Genomic DNA, 16,594 nt, shown 5'->3' on the forward strand with positions numbered 1-16,594 from the left:
GTCTCGACTCGGGCTCGCTGGCGCTCGCCCGGCTCGACCAGCGTCCGGCGCTCGCCCGGCTCGACCAGCGTCCGGCGCTCGCCCGGCTCGACCGGCGTCGGTGGTGGCGACCGCGGCCAGGACGCTCGGCGCGATCGCGCTGCTGGAGGCGACGCTGCCGCTCAACCTGCTCCTCACCGGCGTCGCGGTGGCGCGCCGCGGCGCGCGCCCGGCCCGCGGCGCGGATCGGCGCACGGTGCTCGTCAGTGGCGGGAAGATGACCAAGGCGCTGGTGCTGGCGCGGTTGTTCCACGCCGCGGGGCACCGCGTCGTCCTGGTCGAGACCGCGCGCTACCGGCTCACCGCCCACCGCTTCTCCCGCGCCGTCGACACGTTCCGCGTGGTGCCCGACCCCACGTCGCCGGACTACGCCGACGCGCTGCTGCGGGTCGTCGAGGAGGAGGGCGTCGACGTGTGGGTGCCGGTGTCGGCCCCGGCGTCGAGCCTGCCCGAGGCTCGCGCCGCCGAGCTGCTGGCCGGTCGCTGCGAGGTGGTGCACCTCGACACCGACACGCTGCGCCGCATCGACGACAAGGGCACCTTCGCCGAGATGGCCGAGGCGGTCGGGCTGCCCGTGCCGGCGACGCACCGGGTCACCGACGCCCAGCAGGTGCTCGACTTCGACTTCGACGCCCACCCCGGGCCGTGGGTGCTCAAGAGCGTCCCCTACGACCCGGTGCGCCGCCTCGACCTGACCCCGCTGCCCCGTCCGACGCCCGAGGAGACGGCGGCGTTCGTGCGCGACCTGCCGATCTCGGCCGACGAGCCGTGGATCCTCCAGGAGCTGCTGGAGGGCACTGAGTGGTGCACCCACGGCACGGCCCGCGACGGCCGCCTGCAGGTCTGGGCGTGCTGCCGCTCGTCGGCCTGGCAGCTGACCTACGAGCAGGTCGAGCACCCCGCGGTGCGCGCCTGGGTCGAGCGGTTCGTGGCGGCGTACGGACTGACCGGGCAGGTGTCCTTCGACCTCATGGAGGACGCCGACGGCACCGTCCGGGCCATCGAGTGCAACCCGCGCACCCACTCGGCGATCACGCTGCTCGCCGGCCGCCCGGAGGTCGCTGCGGCCTACCTCGACGACGGCGCGGTGGCGGTCGAGCCGCCGGTCGGGGGGCGGCCGACGTACTGGCTGCACCACGAGCTGTGGCAGGCCCTGCGGCACCCCCGTTCCGCACCGGGGCGCGTGCGCACCATCGCCCGCGGCACCGAGGCCGTGCTCGACGGTCACGACCCGCTGCCGTTCCTGGCCCTGCACCACCTGCACCTGCCGTCGCTGCTGCTTCAGAACCTGCGAGCCGGTCGGCCGTGGCTCAAGGTCGACGTCAACATCGGCAAGCTCGTCGAGCCGGCGGGGGACTGACGTGCGCTACCTGCACCTCACCGGCTCCGCCGTCGACCCGTTGCTCGACGACGTCTCGCGGCTCTACGCGCGCGGCTGCCTCGCCGCCCTCGCGGGCACGGTCGGGGACGCCGACGAGCACGTCGTCGCGCACGTCTCCCCGGGCGGCGCCTGGCGCTTCCCCGCCACCCTCGACGACGCCGCACTCGCTGCGGCCCCTCCGCTGACCTTTGCCGAGGCCGTCGGCCACCTGGCCGCCCTCGACGTCGACGTCGCGCTGCCCCAGATGTTCTGCCGCCCCGGCATGACGACCTACCGGGGGCTGCTCGACCTGCTCGGCATCGCCTACGTCGGCAACCGGCCCGAGACCATGGCCCTCGGAGCCGACAAGCCCCGTGCGTCGGCGGTGGTCGCGGCCGCGGGGGTCCCGGTGCCCGACGCGCAGGTGGTCAGCCCGGGGGACCCGTTGCCGCTCGCGCTGCCCGTCGTGGTGAAGCCGACCGACGCCGACAACTCGCTCGGGGTCACGCTCGTGCGCGACCCGGCGGCGTACGACGACGCCGTGGCCTCGGCGTGCGCCCACGGCTCGGACGGGCGGGCGCTGGTCGAGACCTACGTCGAGCTGGGGCGCGAGGTGCGGTGCGCCGTCGTCGACCTGGGCGACGGCCTGGTCGCCCTGCCGCTCGAGGAGTACGCCGTCGACGCCGTCACCAAGCCCGTGCGCGACCACGACGACAAGCTGCGCCGCGACGCCGACGGCGAGCTCGGGCTGGTCGCCAAGGACGCGGCGCACGCCTGGGTCCTCGACCCCACCGACCCGGTCACGGCCCCGGTGCAGGTCGCCGCCCTGCGCGCCTACGACGCCCTGGGCTGCCGCCACCACGGGCTCTTCGACTTCCGCGTCGACCCGGCCGGCGTGCCGTACTTCCTGGAGGCCTCGCTCTACTGCTCCTTCGCCCCGACCTCGGTGGTCGTGGTGATGGCGGCGGCCGCCGGACTACCCATGCCGGAGCTGCTCGGCGCGTCCGTACGGCTCGCGACCGGGTACCGATCCTCGACCGAAAGGTGAGCCCCTGATGCAGACCGAGATCCTCGACCCCGTCGGCGTGCGGGTGACCGGCGTCGCCGTCGCCGACGACCCCACCGGGCCCGTGGGCCCGCTCCGCGCGCTGCTCGCCGAGCACGGCGTCGCCGTCCTGCCCGGCCAGGTGCTGGACGACGACGACTTCCTCGCGTTCCTGCGCGGGTTCGGCGACCTCGCGTTCACCGCGGGCGAGGCACCCCTCGACGGCTACCCCGACCTCAACGTGATCAGCAACGTCGGGCGCTGGGACTCCGCCGCGCCCCCGAAGAGCTCGTTCCACGTCGACACCAGCTACGTCAGCCGACCACCGGCCTACACGGCGCTGCGGACCGTCAGCGTGCCGCAGCAGGGCGGTGCCACGCAGTTCACCAACCAGTACCGCGCGGCCCGCACCCTGCCGGCCGAGCTGCGTCGCCGGGTCGAGGGCCGCACGATCACCCACGTCGTCACCGGCGTCGAGCTCGGCCCCGACGAGGAGCGTGCCGCCGCCCACCCGATCATCAGGCCGCACCCGGTCACCGGCCGCGAGTCGCTCTACCTGACCGCGCCGGCCCGCTGCGCCGCGGTCAGCGGGCTCGACCAGGACGAGTCCGACGAGCTCGTCGCCCTGCTCCTCGAGCACTCCACCCGGCCCGACAACACCTACGACCACGCCTGGACCCAGGGCGACCTCGTCGTGTGGGACAACGCCTGCGTGCTGCACCGGGCCGACCACGCCGGCGTCGTGGGCGACCGGGTCATGCACCGCGGCATGGTGGCGACGTACGGGTGAGCCGCTCGCACCTCGCCGACCTGGTGGACCGCACCGCCAGCACGGCCAGCACCGTCAGCACCGCTCGCACCGGCCGGCCGCGCGTGCGGTCGGTCCTGCCGGTCCCGCGCCACCTGCTGCTCGGCGATCCCCGGCACGGGGTGACGCGGTACGCCGCCGCGCTCGCCGCGGCGTGCGGCGCACCGGTGGTGCGGGGCACCGAGGGCCTGGGGGGCGGCCGGGAGCCCGTGCACCTGCACCTGACCGACCGGCTGCTGGCCGCGCGTCCCGACCGCGCCGCGGCCGTGGTCGAGCGGCTCGCGCGCGAGGTGGCGCTGACCGTGACGCTGCACGACGTGCCGCAGCCGACCGACGGCCCGGTGTTCCGCGAGCGGGCGGCGGCGTACGGGCGGGTCGTGCGGGCGGCCCGCGCCTGGGCCACCAACTCCGACCACGAGCGTGACCTCGTCGCCCGGTGGTGCGACCCCGACGCCGCGGGGACCACCGTCCCCCTCCCGGTCCTGGCGCCGCCGGCGGCCGGCGGTGCGCGGCTGCCGGCCGCCCCGGTGGTCGGCATCTTCGGGTTCGTCTACCCGGGCAAGGGGCACCGCCAGGTGGTGCGGGCGGCGAGCGCGCTGTGCCGCACCGGCACCGAGGTCGGGGTGCTCGTCGTGGGCGGACCGGCCGCCGGGCACGACGACGAGGTCGAGGACCTCCGCCGGATGGCCGAGGTGCGCGGCGTGCCGCTCGACGTCACCGGCCACCTGCCCGACGACGAGGTCGACGACGTGCTGCGGTCGGTCGCCGTGCCCGTGGTCGCCCACCGCAACGTCTCGGCCTCGGGCAGCCTCAACTCCTGGCTCGCCGCCGGTCGCCGTCCGCTCGTGCGCGACGGCGTCTACGCGCGCGAGATGGCGGCGCTGCGCGACGGGACCGTCGCACTGTTCCGCGACGACCGCCTGGCCGACGCGATCGGCAGCGCCCTGCGCGCGCCGCGGTCGACGTGGGTCGACCCCGGCGTCGACCTCCGACCCGGCCTCCGCGACACCGCGCTCGCCTACCGCGCCTGGTGGCGCACGATCGGCACGGCCCGGTGAGGCCGTTCCACGGCGGCACCGTGCCCGGCAACCGGTGGGACCTGGCCGGACCTCCGGCCACCGGCCTGCGGGTCTCGGCCGTCGTCTGCCACTACGAGCAGCCGCGCGAGCTCGCCCGCACCCTGGAGGCGCTCGCCGCGCAGTCCCGGGTGCCCGACGAGGTGGTGGTGACCGACGACGGGTCGGCGGTGCCGCCGACGGTGCCGGACGGCGTCCGGCTGGTGCGGCAGGCCGACCACGGGTTCCGGGCGGCCGCCGCCCGCAACCGCGGCGTCGAGGCGACGACGGGCGACCTCCTCGTGCTGCTCGACGCCGACACCACGCCCGAGCCAGGGTTCGTCGCGGCGATCACGGACCTGCCGGCGCGGCTGCCCGAGTGCCTGGTGGTGGGACGCCGCCGCCACGCCGACCTGTCCGGCGACGGGCGCGAGCTGCCCGAGCCCGAGTGGCTGCGCGAGGCCTACCGCGACACCGCCGACCTCCTGCACGCCGACCACACCAGCCACCGGTTCGTGATCGCCGCGGTGCTCGCGTGCTCACGGTGGTGGTGGGACGAGGTCGGCGGCTTCGACGAGTCGTTCACGGCGTACGGCGGCGAGGACTGGGAGATCGCGCACCGCTCGTGGCTGGCCGGCGGCCTGCTCGCCCACCGGCCCGACGCCGTCGCCTGGCACGACGGCGTCGACGCCGGCGCGCGCGACCGCTCGGACGCCGCGGTGCTGGCCGAGACGGTCGCCGTGGCCGACCGGGTCGCGGGGCCCGGCACCGCCTGGCGGGGACTGCTGCGCGGCCCGGCGGACCTGATCGTCACCTGTGCGCCGGCGCTGGCACCGACCGAGCTGCTGGTCACCGTCGACAGCCTGCTCGCGGCGGTGCCGACCGCCCGGGTGCGGCTGACCGACGAGCAGCGGGCGCTGGTGGGCGACGACCGTCGGGTGCTGCCAGCCGACGCGTCGCTGGTCACGGCGCGGCTCCACCTCGACCTCCGGCACGGCGTTCTCGGCGACGCGCGGGCGTGGCGCAGCACCCTCGACGGGCTAGAGGGCCACGGCAGCCGGTCGGTGGACGGCGTCGGCGAGCTGACCGACCTGCGCCTGCACCGCCGCGCCGTCCGCTGGGGACGCGCCGACCTGGCCCCGGTCCACCCCGAGCCGGACCACCGGCTCGCCCCCTGGCAGCCCCGCCACACGCTGGAGGCCTGGCACGGCGGATGGGCTCCCTGAGCGTCGTCCGCCCGCGGACGTGGCACGATCCCAGCCATGCAGCCCGCCCCGCTCGAGCGCGTGCAGCAGCGCGGACGCCGCAGCCTGGGGGAGCGGTGGCAGCGCTTCCGCGACAAGCGGTGGCAGGTGGCGCAGTGCGCGGCCGCGGCCGGGGTGGCCTGGTTCCTGGCGAACGACGTGCTCGGCCACGACGTCCCGATCTTCGCGCCGATCGCGGCGGTGGTGAGCCTCGGGACGTCGTACGCGCAGCGGTGGCGGCGGGTCGCGGAGGTGACCGCCGGTGTCGCGATCGGCGTGCTGCTCGGGGACCTGCTGGTGCTCTGGCTGGGCTCCGGTGCCTGGCAGATCGCGCTGATCGTCGGGCTCGCGATGACGACCGCGGTGATGCTCGACGCCGGCACGCTGTTCGTCAACCAGGCCGCGATCCAGTCGGTGTTCGTGGTCGCGCTGGTGCCGACCACCGGTGACTCGCTGGTGCGGTGGACCGACGCCCTGATCGGTGGCGCCGTGGCGCTGGTGGCGGCCACCGTCGTGCCGGCGGCACCGCTGCGGCGTCCGCGCGAGCAGGCCGGCCTGGTGCTGGAGAAGGTCGCCGAGCTGCTGCGCGGTGCCAGCGCGGTGCTGGTCGACGGCGACGTTGACCGCGGCCTCGACCTGCTCGACGACGCCCGCTCGACCGACCACCTCGTGCGTCGGCTGCAGGCGGCGGCCGACGAGGGGATGGCGGTGGTGGCGTCGTCGCCGTTCCGGGTGCGGCACCGGCACGGCATCAGGCGGATGGCCGAGATCGTCGACCCGCTCGACCGCGCGCTGCGCACCACCCGGGTGCTGGTGCGGCAGGTGGCGGTGTCGGCCTACCACCACCGTCCGGTCCCGCGCACCTACGCCGTGCTGGCCGACGACCTCGCCGGGGCCGTCGACGCGATGGTCGCCGAGCTGCACGCCGACCGGATGCCCGAGGCGGTGCGGGGCCGCCTGCTCGAGCTCGGGCGCCGGACCAGCGCCGTCGAGCGTTCTGACGAGATGACCGCCGAAGTGGTCCTCGCCCAGCTGCGCTCGCTCATCGCCGACCTGCTGATGCTCACCGGCATGGCCCAGCTGGAGGCCACCGACGCGTTGCCTCCGCCGCCCCGTTGAGCGGGATCAGGCGTTCTCACCCTTCGGGGCCCTCGCTCTCGGGGTGATCCCCGCCGGTGCCGTTCCTGGCAGCGTCAACGGGGTCATGGACCTCCTCGCCTCAGCCCCGCCACCGTGCCCGACCCCCGCGCCGCATTCGGCCACCGGGCGTCCAGCCACCGCGGAGCTGCTCGGCCTCCGGGCGGGCGTCGAAGACGTTGCCCGGGTCGGCGGGCGACTCGGGCCCGCGCAGCACGACCTGGTCGACCATGCGGCCGACGAGGCGGTCGTAGACGGCCGGCACGAGCCGGAAGCCCGCGACGGCCATCAGGTTGGGCGGACCGACGTGCTCGACCCGGCGCGGCTTGTCCAGGCTCCTGACGACCGCCGCGGCCACGCGTTCCGGGGTCGCGACCGGCGGCGGGGCCGAGCCCTGGCGGCCGGCGTACGTCGCGGCCTGGCGGTAGATGGGCGTGTCGACGGCGCCGGGCAGCACCAGGCTCACGTGCAGCCCGCGCTCGCGGCGCACCTCTGCCTGCAGGGTGCGCACCAGGCCGAGCTGGCCCCACTTGGCGGCGCAGTAGCCGCCCATCGACGGCACCGCGATCTCGGCCAGCAGCGAGCTGACCACGACCAGGTCGCCGCCCCCGGCGGTCCGCAGCCGCGGCAGCACCGACCGGGCGACGTTGGCGAGGCCGCCGACGGCGACGTCGACCAGCCGGCTCAGCACCTCGGCCGGCAGCTGCTCGACGGTGCCGTAGGCCATCGCCTGGGCGGTGGTCACCGCCCCGTCGACCCCGCCGTACGCCGTCACCCCGGCCGCCACGGCGCGCTCGACAGCCTCGGCGTCGGTGACGTCGGCCGCAGCGACGACCGCCGGGCCGGGCAGGCTCGCCGCGACGGTGCGCAGTCGCGCCTCGTCGCGGGCGACCAGGACCAGCCGGTCGCCGCGGGCGCTGAGCTGCTGCGCGACGGACAGACCGATGCCGCTGCTGGCGCCGAAGACCACGATCGATCGGGCCACGGCTCAGCCCTTCTCGAGGCTGGACTCCTTGTGGGCGGCCCTCGCCCCCGACTTGTCCGACTCGACGATCCAGTACGGCTCGTCGTCGCTGGCCTTGAACTTCTGGCCGTCGTGCTGGAACTCCGCCGTCCTCTTCTCCACCGCCTTCCCGACCGTCTTGCCCTGAGAGGTGTTCCAGTGGACCTTGTCTCCCTTGCTGATGCTCATGCGATCGACGCTAGCCGCGTCGACCCGTGCCCCGTGCTCACCCGTAGGGGAGGGTCGTCGTGCTGACCTGGCTGCTCGTGCCGGCCCGCAAGCCCGGGCTGGTCGTCGTGGTCACCGGTGCCTCCAGCGGCATCGGTGAGGCCACCGCGCTCCGGGCCGCGGGCGAGGGGCACCACGTGGTCCTGGTGGCCCGTCGCGAGGACGCGCTGGCCGACGTCGCCGACGCCTGCCTCGAGGCGGGGGCCGCGTCGGCCGACGTGGTCACCGCCGACGTCGCCGACGACGACGAGGTCGCCGCGATGGTCGAGGACGTCCTCGGGCTGCACGACCGGATCGACGCGGTCCTGCACTGCGCCGGCGTGGTCAGCTACGGCCGCACCGAGGACACCTCGGCGGCCGACTTCGCCCAGGTCGTCACCACCAACCTGCTCGGCGCCGCCTCGGTCGCCCGCCACGTCGTCCCCGTGCTGCGCGAGCAGTCCCACGGCGACCTCGTGCTGGTGGGCTCGCTGCTGGGCCACATCGCGATCCCCGAGATGACGCCGTACGTCGTGAGCAAGTGGGGGGTGCGCGCGCTCGCGCGGCAGCTGCGGATCGAGAACGTCGACATCCCGGGCGTGCGGATCAGCCACGTCGCACCCGGCAGCGTCGACACCCCGATCTACGCCAAGGCGCTCGACGACGACGGCGACGCGCACTCCCCGCCGCCGCTGAGCATCAGCCCGGAGCGGGTCGCCAAGGTGGTCCTCGACCAGGTCGGCCCGCGCCTGCCGGGCACCGGTGGCGAGGTGCAGACCGCGCTGCTGAACTACCCGATGATGGCGGCGTTCCGGCTGGCGCCGTGGGCCTACGACCGGCTGGTCGGGCCGATGTTCCGGCTGGCGTCGAGCCGGCCGGCCGACTGAAAGTCGCCCGTGCGGGTGGGGTTCGGACCGGACCGCGCGGATACCGTCTGTGATGCCGTCGACCTCGGACTCACGCAGCATCGTGGCCGTCGGCAATCCTGATCCCGGTTCGGCTGGCGCTGGCCACCGGGGTTCGTCTGAGGCTCCTCCGCCGCTCCCCGGCCGGTGGGGTCTCAGTCGTTTTTCCGCAAGCGTCGAGCGTCACGAACCCAGCGAAGGAGATCGCGCATGAGTGACCCGCACGACGACGACGGCACCCGCAAGGTGGCCGAGCTCGTCGACCAGGCCCGCATCAGCATGCTCACCACGATGACCGCCGACGGCCGTCACGTCAGCCGGCCCATGGCCCTGCAGGACGTGGAGTTCGATGGCGACCTGTGGTTCTTCGCCATGAGCGACTCGGCCAAGGTCGCCGAGATCACCACGCACCCGCAGGTCAACGTCGCGTTCTCCGACGACGAGCACCAGGCCTGGGTCTCGGTCTCGGGGACGGCGTCGGTGGTGCACGACCGCGCGAAGATGGAGGAGCTGTGGGCCCCGCCGCTCAAGGTGTGGTTCTCCGACGGGCTCGACACCCCGGGCATCGTCCTGGTCAAGGTGCGCGCCGAGACCGCCGAGTGGTGGGAGGCGTCGAGCTCGCGGGTCAAGCGGCTCATCGGGGCGGTGCGGGCCGCCACCACGGGCCAGCCCGAGAAGTTCCCCTCCGACAACCAGACGGAGCGGCTGGCATGAGCGCCCGGAGGGTCGACCCCGACCAGGCCGCCGAGACCGACCGCACGACCGGTGAGGACGACACGATGAGCGAGCAGCAGCGGGAGCGGGCCCGCGACACCCGCGAGGACAGCGAGCACGTCGAGTCACCGACCGACCTCACCGGCAAGTCGAAGAAGTTCGTGCTGAAGAAGACCTTCTCCGAGTTCAGCGAGGACCAGTGCACCGACCTCGCCGCCGCGCTCACCTACTACGCCGTCCTCGCGCTGTTCCCGGCCGCCATCGCCCTCACCTCGGTGCTCGGCCTGGTGGGCCAGGGCACCGCCGCCGTCGACGAGGTCCTGAAGATCCTCGGGCAGATCGGCGCCGGCGGCGTCGTCGACTCGATCGGGCCGACCCTGCGCGACCTCAGCTCGTCCCAGGCCGCCGGCCCGGCGTTCGTCCTCGGTCTGGCGGGCGCGCTGTGGTCGGCCAGCGGCTACGTCGGTGCCTTCGGCCGCGCGATGAACCGGATCTACGAGAAGGGCGAGGGCCGGCCGATCTGGAAGCTGCGTCCGGCCATGCTGCTGCTGACCGCGGTCCTCGTGGTGCTGGTCGCCGTCGTCCTGGCCGCGCTGGTGCTCACGGGCCCGGCCGCGCAGGCCGTCGGTGACTCGATCGGCCTCGGCGACACCGCCGTCACCGTCTGGAACATCGCCAAGTGGCCGGTGCTGCTGGCGATCGTCGTGCTGATCGTCGCGATGCTCTACTACTTCACCCCCAACGTGAAGCCGCAGAAGTTCAAGTGGATCAGCATCGGCGCCGTCATCGCCATCCTGGTCTGGGTGCTGGCCAGTGCCGCCTTCGGCTTCTACGTCGGCAACTTCTCCTCCTACGACAAGACCTACGGCGCCCTGGCCGGCGTCATCGTGTTCCTGCTGTGGCTCTGGATCACCAACCTGGCGCTCCTCCTGGGCGCCGAGCTCGACGCCGAGCTCGAGCGGGGGCGCGAGCTGCAGCGCGGCGAGCCGGCCGAGGACGACATCCTGCTGCCGCACCGCGACACCAAGAACCTGGAGAAGAAGGCGGAGAAGGACCGCAAGCGCACCGAGGAGGCGAAGGCGATCCGCCGCGGCGAGAGCTGACGTTCCGCTGGCCGGGGATTCCGCACGGCTCCCGCACCGGCTCCCAGCACCGGCCGCTCACCCGTCGGGGGTGGGCGGCCGTCGTGCGTGCCGGGTACCGGACGTGGTCCCACGTCCTACCCAGAGGAGCCGACTCATGGCCCACACACCGCACGAACCGCCGCACGATCCGACGGTCGACCGGTCGGCCGACCGTCCGCTCGACCGGTCGACGCACGAGCAGGCGACCGTCCCCCAGGCCGACGAGCAGGTCGTCTACCGCGTGGACGACCGCGACCCCGGCACCGCCCTGCACCAGGACAAGAAGTTCGACCTCCCCGCCACCCTCGGGGGCGCGCTGGCGATCCTCGGTGCGCTGCTGCTGCTCTCCGCCCTGGTGAGCGCCGTCGTCGGCACCATCGGCTACCAGAGCGACGTCGGCGACCAGGACCTCTCGGTCGGCGGGCTCATCGCCGGTCTCGTCGTGCTGTTCCTGGCCTGCCTGGCCGGGGGCTGGGTCGCCGGCCGCATCGCGCGGCGCCGGGGCGGCCTGCACGGGCTCGTCGCCGTGCTGTGGATCGTCCTGCTCGCCGCGATCCTGACGGCGCTGGCCGCGATCTTCGGCGACGACCTGGACGTGACCGACGAGGTCGGCCTGCCGTCCTGGTTCTCCGACGACGCCTGGACGGTCGCGGCGATCGTGACCGGCGTCGTCGCCCTGGCGCTGGCCCTGGCCGGCGGCTACCTCGGCGGCCTGCTCGGCGGACGCCACCACCGCGACGAGTCGGTCAACCTGGTCGCGACGCGGCGCTCCGTGCGCGAGCGTCCCGGCGGCATCGTCCCCGGACGGGGTGCCCGATGAACAGCGGACGGCACGCCGACGAGGGTCCCGAGCACGTGACCGGCCACCTGAGCGACCACCCGAGCGACCAACCCACTCAGGAGGTCGTCCGCAGCGAGGAGCGGGCCGAGGTCGGCACCGAGCTGCACGAGTCCGGGCGGGTGCACGTGCGCAAGCACGTCGAGACCTTCCCGGTCTCCGAGACGATCGAGCGCGACGTCGAGCACGCCGACACCTCCGAGCGCGCCCCGGCCACCGAGGGCGACACCGGCGAGGTGCTGACGCTGCCCGACGGGTCGGTCTCGATCCCGGTCTTCGAGGAGGTGCTCGTGGTGACCAAGAAGCTGGTCGTGCGCGAGCGCGTCATCGTGCGCAAGCACACCGTCATCGACGAGCACGTGATCGAGACCGAGCTGCGCCGCGAGCACGTCACGGTCGACAGCGAGGGCGACGCCCACGTCGAGGACCGTACGGCGATCCCGCCGGCCGACGGCCCGCTGCCCGGATGACCGCCCCCACCCGGACCGCCCGTCGTACGGCGCGGTTCGTCAGCGAGGACCGCGTCACCTGGCGCGAGGCGATGGAGGGCAGCCTCACGCTCAGCACGGCCGCCGCGATCACGGTCGGCCTGCTGGTCGCGTGGCGGCTGCTGCGCCGGTCCGACTGACCGGGCGTTCACCCCTCTGGAGCGGGTCGAGCCGCGAGGCCGGGGTTACCGGCTGTTGCACGCATCACCAGGTACCACCACGAGAGGACGAGACATGATCAACGAGACTCAGATCCAGGACGTCGCCGGGAGCACCGCCTACAGCAGCGACGGCAACAAGATCGGCAAGGTCGGCCAGGTGTTCCTGGACGACCAGAGCGGACGTCCCGAGTTCGTCACGGTCAACACCGGGCTCTTCGGCACCAAGGAGAGCTACGTGCCCGTCACCGACGCGTCCTTCGAGGGCGACCGGCTGACGCTGCCCTACACCAAGGACCAGATCAAGGACGCGCCCCAGGTCGACCTCGACGGCAACCACCTCGACGCCTCCGAGGAGCACCGGCTCTACGAGCACTACGGCCTGACCTGGACCAGCGACGCCGACTACAACGCCGGCTACGACTCCGGCGTCGACCGCGGTGTGGACACCGAGGTCGGGCACGACACGTCCGGCCCCACGACCGACTCCGCGATGACCCGCTCCGAGGAGCACCTCGAGGTCGGCACCACCCAGCGCGAGGCCGGCCGCGCCCGGCTGCGCAAGTACGTCACCACCGAGACCGAGACCCGCACGGTGCCGGTGCGCTCCGAGCACGCCGTGGTCGAGCGCGAGCCGATCACCGACGCCAACGCGGGCGACGCCCTCGACGGTCCGGCCATCTCCGAGGAGGAGCACGAGGTCGTGCTGCACGCCGAGGAGCCCGTGGTCAGCAAGACCGCGGAGCCCGTCGAGCGGGTCCGTCTCGGCACCGAGACCACGGTGACCGAGGAGACCGTCACCGAGGACGTGCGCAAGGAGAACATCGAGGTCGAGGGCGACGCGGACGACCGTCGGCGCTGAGCCCCACCTGCAGCACCGCACCACCGCACCACCGCACCACCGCACCACCGCACCACCGCAGCACTGCGCGACCCGGTGACCGGGTGACCAGGTGCGGCGGGGACTTCACCCCTTCGAGGTGGGTCTCCGCCGCCCGGTCACCCAGCGGGATGTGTCCCGCGACGTGGGGCCGTCGCTAAGTTCGACGTCGTACGGACGATGTCTTCCCGTCCGTGCCACGCACGCGTCACCGCTGGAACAACCGGCGATCCTGCGTTCTTCTCCGGAGAGCCACCATGTCTGTCGACTTCCGCATCCCCGACCCCGCCGTCCTGACCGACGTCTCCACCGCGCCGACCAGCACCGACGAGCCGCTTCGTGATCCCGAGCTCGAGGTGGTCCTCACCCCGCTCGGCGCTCGTGGGGCCGGTACCCACTTGAGCCGTGCCGAGCGATCGCGTCGTACCGACCAGCTGCTCCGGCTCTCCGCCCGGGCCGACGACGAGGGTGAGCGCCTCGCGCTCCTCGACGAGATCGTGGTTCTCAACTGCCGCGTCGCCGACGCCGTCGCGTCCCGCTACCGCGGCCGCGGCGTCCCGCTCGAGGACCTCCAGCAGGCGGCGTACGAGGGCCTGGTCAAGGCCGTCCACCGCTTCGACGCCACCCAGGCCGAGGACCTGCTGACCTTTGCAGTCCCGACCATCCGGGGCGAGGTGCAGCGCTACTTCCGCGACCGCTCGTGGATGGTGCGCCCGCCCCGCCGGGTGCAGGAGCTGCAGGGCCGCGTCAACGCGACCATCGCCCGGCTCTACGACCAGCTCGGCCGCGAGCCGCTCGACCGCGAGGTCTGCGCCGAGCTCGAGATCGACCTCGACGAGTACGCCGAGGTGATCACGGCGTTCGGCTGCTTCAACCCGCCCAGCCTCGACCGCCCCCTCGGCGAGGACCCGGGCGCCGCCACGATGGGCGACCTCCTTGCCGACGAGTCCGAGGGCGAGTCGGCTGTCGAGGCCCGCTGCCTCCTGCAGCCCGCCGTCCGCGACCTCGACGGCCGCGCCCAGCGCGTGCTCTTCCTGCGCTTCTACGAGGAGCGCACCCAGCGCGAGATCGGCGAGGAGCTCGGCCTCACCCAGACCCAGGTCTCCCGCCTCCTCGAGCGCGTCCTGCGCGACCTCCGCCGCGCCGTCCAGCCCGACGACCTGCCCCGCCGCGACCGCGACCGCTACCAGGCCCGCTCCGCCTGACCGACCGTCGTACGACGTCCGCTCACCGACGGGGCTTCGTACGACGGCCAATCACCGCCGGGGCTTCGTACGACGGCCAATCACCGACGGTGGTCGAGCCGCGGGGACGAAGTCTCCGCGAGTCGAGACCCCCGCAGGGTCGGCACCTGCCGTCACCGACGGTGGTCGAGGAGGCCGGCCACGGCCGTCTCGAGGCCACTCCCGCAGGGTGCCTACCTCGCCGGGTCTCGACTCGGGCTCGCTGGCGCTCGCCCGGCTCGACCAGCGTGGGTCGCCGACAGTGCGTCGTACGACGGGCGGTCACCGACGGTGGTCGAGCCGCGGGGACGAAGTCTCTGCGAGTCGAGACCCCCGCAGGGTGCCTACTTCGCCGGGTCTCGACTCGGGCTCGCTGGCGCTCGCCCGGCTCGACCAGCGTGGGTCGCCGACAGTGCGTCGTTCGACGGCTGATCACCGACGGGGCGTCGTACGACGGCTGATCAGCGACGGTGGTCGAGCCGCGGGGACGAAGTCTCTGCGAGTCGAGACCCCCGCAGGGCGGGCACCTCGCCGGGTCTCGACTCGGGCTCGCTGGCGCTCGCCCGGCTCGACCAGCGTGGGGGGGCGTCGTACGACGACCGGTCACCGGCGGTGGTCGAGCCGCGGGGACGAAGTCTCTGCGAGTCGAGACCCCCGCAGGGTGCGTACCTCGCCGGGTCTCGACTCGGGCTCGCTGGCGCTCGCCCGGCTCGACCAGCGTGTGTCGCCGATAGTGCGTCGTACACGGCCGCTCACTGACGGTGGTCGAGCCGCGGGGACGAAGTCTCTTCGAGTCGAGACCCCCGCAGGGTGCTTACCTCGCCGGGTCTCGACTCGGGCTCGCTGGCGCTCGCCCGGCTCGACCAGCGGGGGTCACCGACGGGGCGTCGTACGACGACCGGTCACCGATGGTGGTCGAGCCGCGGGGACGAAGTCTCTGCGAGTCGAGACCCCCGCAGGGTGCTTACCTCGCCGGGTCTCGACCCGGGCTCGCTGGCGCTCGCCCGGCTCGACCAGCGTGCGTCACCGACGCTGGTCGGGCGTCTCGGCGGGCGAGGCGGTCTCGGTGCGCGCCCGGCGTTGCTTCGTCGCGTACCGCTCAGCCAGGTCCGGCAGGTCGGGGTAGCGGCGTTCGATGAGGGCGATCCGCTTGGCCCGGCTCCAGTTCTGCACCTGCTTCTCGCGGGCGAAGGCGGCGTAGATGCTCTCGTACTCCTCGACGTGCACGAGCTCGACCGGTCGGCGTCCTCGCCGGCGGGTGTAGGCGGCACCCTCGCCCTCCTGGTGCTGCCAGAGGCGCAGCTCGAGGTCGGTGGTGCTGCGGACGTAGAACGAGTCGTCCGCGCAGCGGAGGATGTAGACGTAGGCGTTGACGGTCATGCGGGTCAGGGTGCGGCGCTCCTCGGGCTCGTGCCACCGGCGCGGTGCGGTCTGTGGATGGAGGCGCGCGTGGTCCGGGTGGCCTGTCTCCCTGCGGGGGTCTCGACTCGGGCTCGCTGGCGCTCGCCCGGCTCGACCAGCGTCGGTTGCCGGGTCGCACTCGGCTCGGCCAGCGGCAGGCAGTCTCTGGTCGGGTGAGGTGTCGGGGCGCCGGCTCGCCTAACGTCGCCTTGTGTCCGCCCTGTCCTCGTCCTCGCCGTCCGGTCGGGGTCAGCGACGCGAGCGACGGGTGGGGAGCGTGACGCGGGGTCCGGGGCCGAGCTCGGGCTGCACGCCCCGGCGTCCCCACCACACCCACCACACCATCGACTGGGTCACCAGCGAGAAGCCGAAGAGGAAGTCCTCCACCGGCGCGTGGCCGATCCGCCAGCCGAGGATGGCGTCATCGTCGTAGTCGAAGACGCCGCGCGACGTGAGCCACTCGTTGGTCAGCAGCTGGAAGAACAGCACGATGGCGTAGGACACCCAGTAGGCGCGGCGGGTGAGCAGTCGCGTGCGCAGCACCCACAGGTCGAGCACGACCGTGACCGCGATCCCCAGCAGCGACGCCTCGGTGTGGGTCACGACTCGTCCGCCGGCGCGCGCTCGTCGCCGACGGTCCACCCGCGCACGCTGCGCACCGCCTCCAGGGTCAGCACCGACGCCAGCGGCACCACCACGAAGAACAGCACCTCCTCCAGCGGCAGCCGGCCGAGGCCGAGCTCGACGTCGATGCCGAGAGTCTGTGAGGAGTCGAAGAACCAGTGGCCGGCGCGCACCGCCAGCACGTCCCACACCAGGAACGGCAGCCCGGCGCACAGCAGCACCAGCCCCAACCGGAGCGGACGGACGTACACCCGGGTGCGGAACAGCACCTCCAGCGGCAGCGTCGCCAGCACGACGAAGGCCAGCATCGCGGCGTACGTCAGCTCCGACACCGTCCCATC

At 73.8% G+C, this 16,594-nt stretch carries 19 protein-coding genes; 14 read left to right on the forward strand and 5 right to left on the reverse strand.

Annotation, left to right across the window (positions count from 1 at the left end; translation table 11 throughout):
* Positions 1-103: 103 nt before the first annotated feature.
* The 6 genes from AC4MBH_RS18100 to AC4MBH_RS18125 are packed head-to-tail and all read left to right on the forward strand — an operon-like array spanning position 104 to position 6,670.
* Positions 104-1,399, forward strand: a complete 1,296-nt coding sequence (locus tag AC4MBH_RS18100; protein WP_491796632.1) for an ATP-grasp domain-containing protein — start codon at positions 104-106, stop codon at positions 1,397-1,399.
* A 1-nt stretch (position 1,400) separates the two neighbouring features.
* Positions 1,401-2,447: a D-alanine--D-alanine ligase family protein gene (locus AC4MBH_RS18105; RefSeq protein ID WP_491796634.1), complete on the forward strand. Its 1,047-nt coding sequence runs from the start codon at positions 1,401-1,403 to the stop codon at positions 2,445-2,447.
* A 7-nt stretch (positions 2,448-2,454) separates the two neighbouring features.
* On the forward strand, positions 2,455-3,234 hold the full coding sequence (locus AC4MBH_RS18110) for a TauD/TfdA dioxygenase family protein (RefSeq protein WP_491796636.1): 780 nt from the start codon (positions 2,455-2,457) through the stop codon (positions 3,232-3,234).
* Positions 3,231-4,310 (forward strand): glycosyltransferase family protein, encoded by a 1,080-nt coding sequence (locus AC4MBH_RS18115; RefSeq protein WP_491796638.1) that lies wholly within the window; start codon positions 3,231-3,233, stop codon positions 4,308-4,310. Before AC4MBH_RS18110 ends, AC4MBH_RS18115 begins: the two co-directional genes overlap by 4 nt.
* On the forward strand, positions 4,307-5,533 hold the full coding sequence (locus AC4MBH_RS18120; protein ID WP_491796639.1) for a glycosyltransferase family 2 protein: 1,227 nt from the start codon (positions 4,307-4,309) through the stop codon (positions 5,531-5,533). Before AC4MBH_RS18115 ends, AC4MBH_RS18120 begins: the two co-directional genes overlap by 4 nt.
* A 36-nt stretch (positions 5,534-5,569) precedes the next feature.
* Positions 5,570-6,670, forward strand: a complete 1,101-nt coding sequence (locus tag AC4MBH_RS18125) for an FUSC family protein (RefSeq protein ID WP_491796641.1) — start codon at positions 5,570-5,572, stop codon at positions 6,668-6,670.
* A gap of 100 nt (positions 6,671-6,770) precedes the next feature.
* Here AC4MBH_RS18125 and AC4MBH_RS18130 read toward each other — a convergent pair whose 3' ends face one another.
* Both AC4MBH_RS18130 and AC4MBH_RS18135 read right to left on the reverse strand, forming a co-directional pair.
* The gene (locus tag AC4MBH_RS18130) at positions 6,771-7,673 is read right to left on the reverse strand and encodes an SDR family NAD(P)-dependent oxidoreductase (protein ID WP_491796643.1); all 903 of its coding nucleotides are present in this window, start codon (positions 7,671-7,673) and stop codon (positions 6,771-6,773) included.
* A gap of 3 nt (positions 7,674-7,676) precedes the next feature.
* Entirely contained in the window at positions 7,677-7,880 is a 204-nt protein-coding gene (locus AC4MBH_RS18135; RefSeq protein ID WP_491796645.1) for a hypervirulence associated TUDOR domain-containing protein, read from the reverse strand.
* Positions 7,881-7,939: 59 nt separating this feature from the next.
* Between AC4MBH_RS18135 and AC4MBH_RS18140 the strand changes: the two genes are divergently transcribed.
* The 8 genes from AC4MBH_RS18140 to AC4MBH_RS18175 all read left to right on the forward strand — a co-directional run bounded on the left by AC4MBH_RS18140 (position 7,940) and on the right by AC4MBH_RS18175 (position 14,210).
* Positions 7,940-8,785 carry an SDR family NAD(P)-dependent oxidoreductase gene (locus AC4MBH_RS18140; RefSeq protein WP_491796647.1) on the forward strand — a complete coding sequence of 282 codons (846 nt, stop codon included), beginning with the start codon at positions 7,940-7,942 and terminating at the stop codon, positions 8,783-8,785.
* 228 nt (positions 8,786-9,013) lie between these two features.
* A complete protein-coding gene (locus AC4MBH_RS18145) occupies positions 9,014-9,517 on the forward strand; it encodes a pyridoxamine 5'-phosphate oxidase family protein (RefSeq protein ID WP_491796649.1) in 504 nt (167 codons plus the stop codon).
* Positions 9,514-10,620 (forward strand): YihY/virulence factor BrkB family protein, encoded by a 1,107-nt coding sequence (locus tag AC4MBH_RS18150; RefSeq protein WP_491796651.1) that lies wholly within the window; start codon positions 9,514-9,516, stop codon positions 10,618-10,620. The genes AC4MBH_RS18145 and AC4MBH_RS18150 overlap by 4 nt, the downstream gene beginning before the upstream one ends.
* A 136-nt stretch (positions 10,621-10,756) precedes the next feature.
* Positions 10,757-11,461 carry a TIGR04086 family membrane protein gene (locus AC4MBH_RS18155; protein ID WP_491796653.1) on the forward strand — a complete coding sequence of 235 codons (705 nt, stop codon included), beginning with the start codon at positions 10,757-10,759 and terminating at the stop codon, positions 11,459-11,461.
* Entirely contained in the window at positions 11,458-11,949 is a 492-nt protein-coding gene (locus AC4MBH_RS18160) for a YsnF/AvaK domain-containing protein (protein ID WP_491796655.1), read from the forward strand. The genes AC4MBH_RS18155 and AC4MBH_RS18160 overlap by 4 nt, the downstream gene beginning before the upstream one ends.
* Positions 11,946-12,107: a hypothetical protein gene (locus AC4MBH_RS18165; RefSeq protein WP_491796657.1), complete on the forward strand. Its 162-nt coding sequence runs from the start codon at positions 11,946-11,948 to the stop codon at positions 12,105-12,107. Before AC4MBH_RS18160 ends, AC4MBH_RS18165 begins: the two co-directional genes overlap by 4 nt.
* 94 nt (positions 12,108-12,201) lie before the next feature.
* Positions 12,202-12,987, forward strand: coding sequence for a DUF2382 domain-containing protein (locus AC4MBH_RS18170; protein WP_491796658.1), 786 nt, complete (start codon positions 12,202-12,204; stop codon positions 12,985-12,987).
* A 275-nt stretch (positions 12,988-13,262) separates the two neighbouring features.
* Complete coding sequence (locus AC4MBH_RS18175) at positions 13,263-14,210, forward strand: sigma-70 family RNA polymerase sigma factor (RefSeq protein WP_491796660.1); 948 nt, start codon at positions 13,263-13,265, stop codon at positions 14,208-14,210.
* Positions 14,211-15,251: 1,041 nt separating this feature from the next.
* On the opposite strand, the gene AC4MBH_RS18180 is transcribed toward AC4MBH_RS18175, so the two are convergent.
* The 3 genes from AC4MBH_RS18180 to AC4MBH_RS18190 form a co-directional block, all read right to left on the reverse strand.
* On the reverse strand, positions 15,252-15,608 hold the full coding sequence (locus AC4MBH_RS18180) for a GIY-YIG nuclease family protein (RefSeq protein ID WP_491796662.1): 357 nt from the start codon (positions 15,606-15,608) through the stop codon (positions 15,252-15,254).
* A 270-nt stretch (positions 15,609-15,878) separates the two neighbouring features.
* The gene (locus AC4MBH_RS18185; RefSeq protein ID WP_491796663.1) at positions 15,879-16,232 is read right to left on the reverse strand and encodes a lycopene cyclase domain-containing protein; all 354 of its coding nucleotides are present in this window, start codon (positions 16,230-16,232) and stop codon (positions 15,879-15,881) included.
* Complete coding sequence (locus tag AC4MBH_RS18190) at positions 16,229-16,585, reverse strand: lycopene cyclase domain-containing protein (RefSeq protein WP_491796665.1); 357 nt, start codon at positions 16,583-16,585, stop codon at positions 16,229-16,231. The genes AC4MBH_RS18185 and AC4MBH_RS18190 overlap by 4 nt, the downstream gene beginning before the upstream one ends.
* Between the last annotated feature and the right edge of the window lie 9 nt (positions 16,586-16,594).

The organism is Nocardioides sp. WJ219 (genome assembly GCF_058559815.1).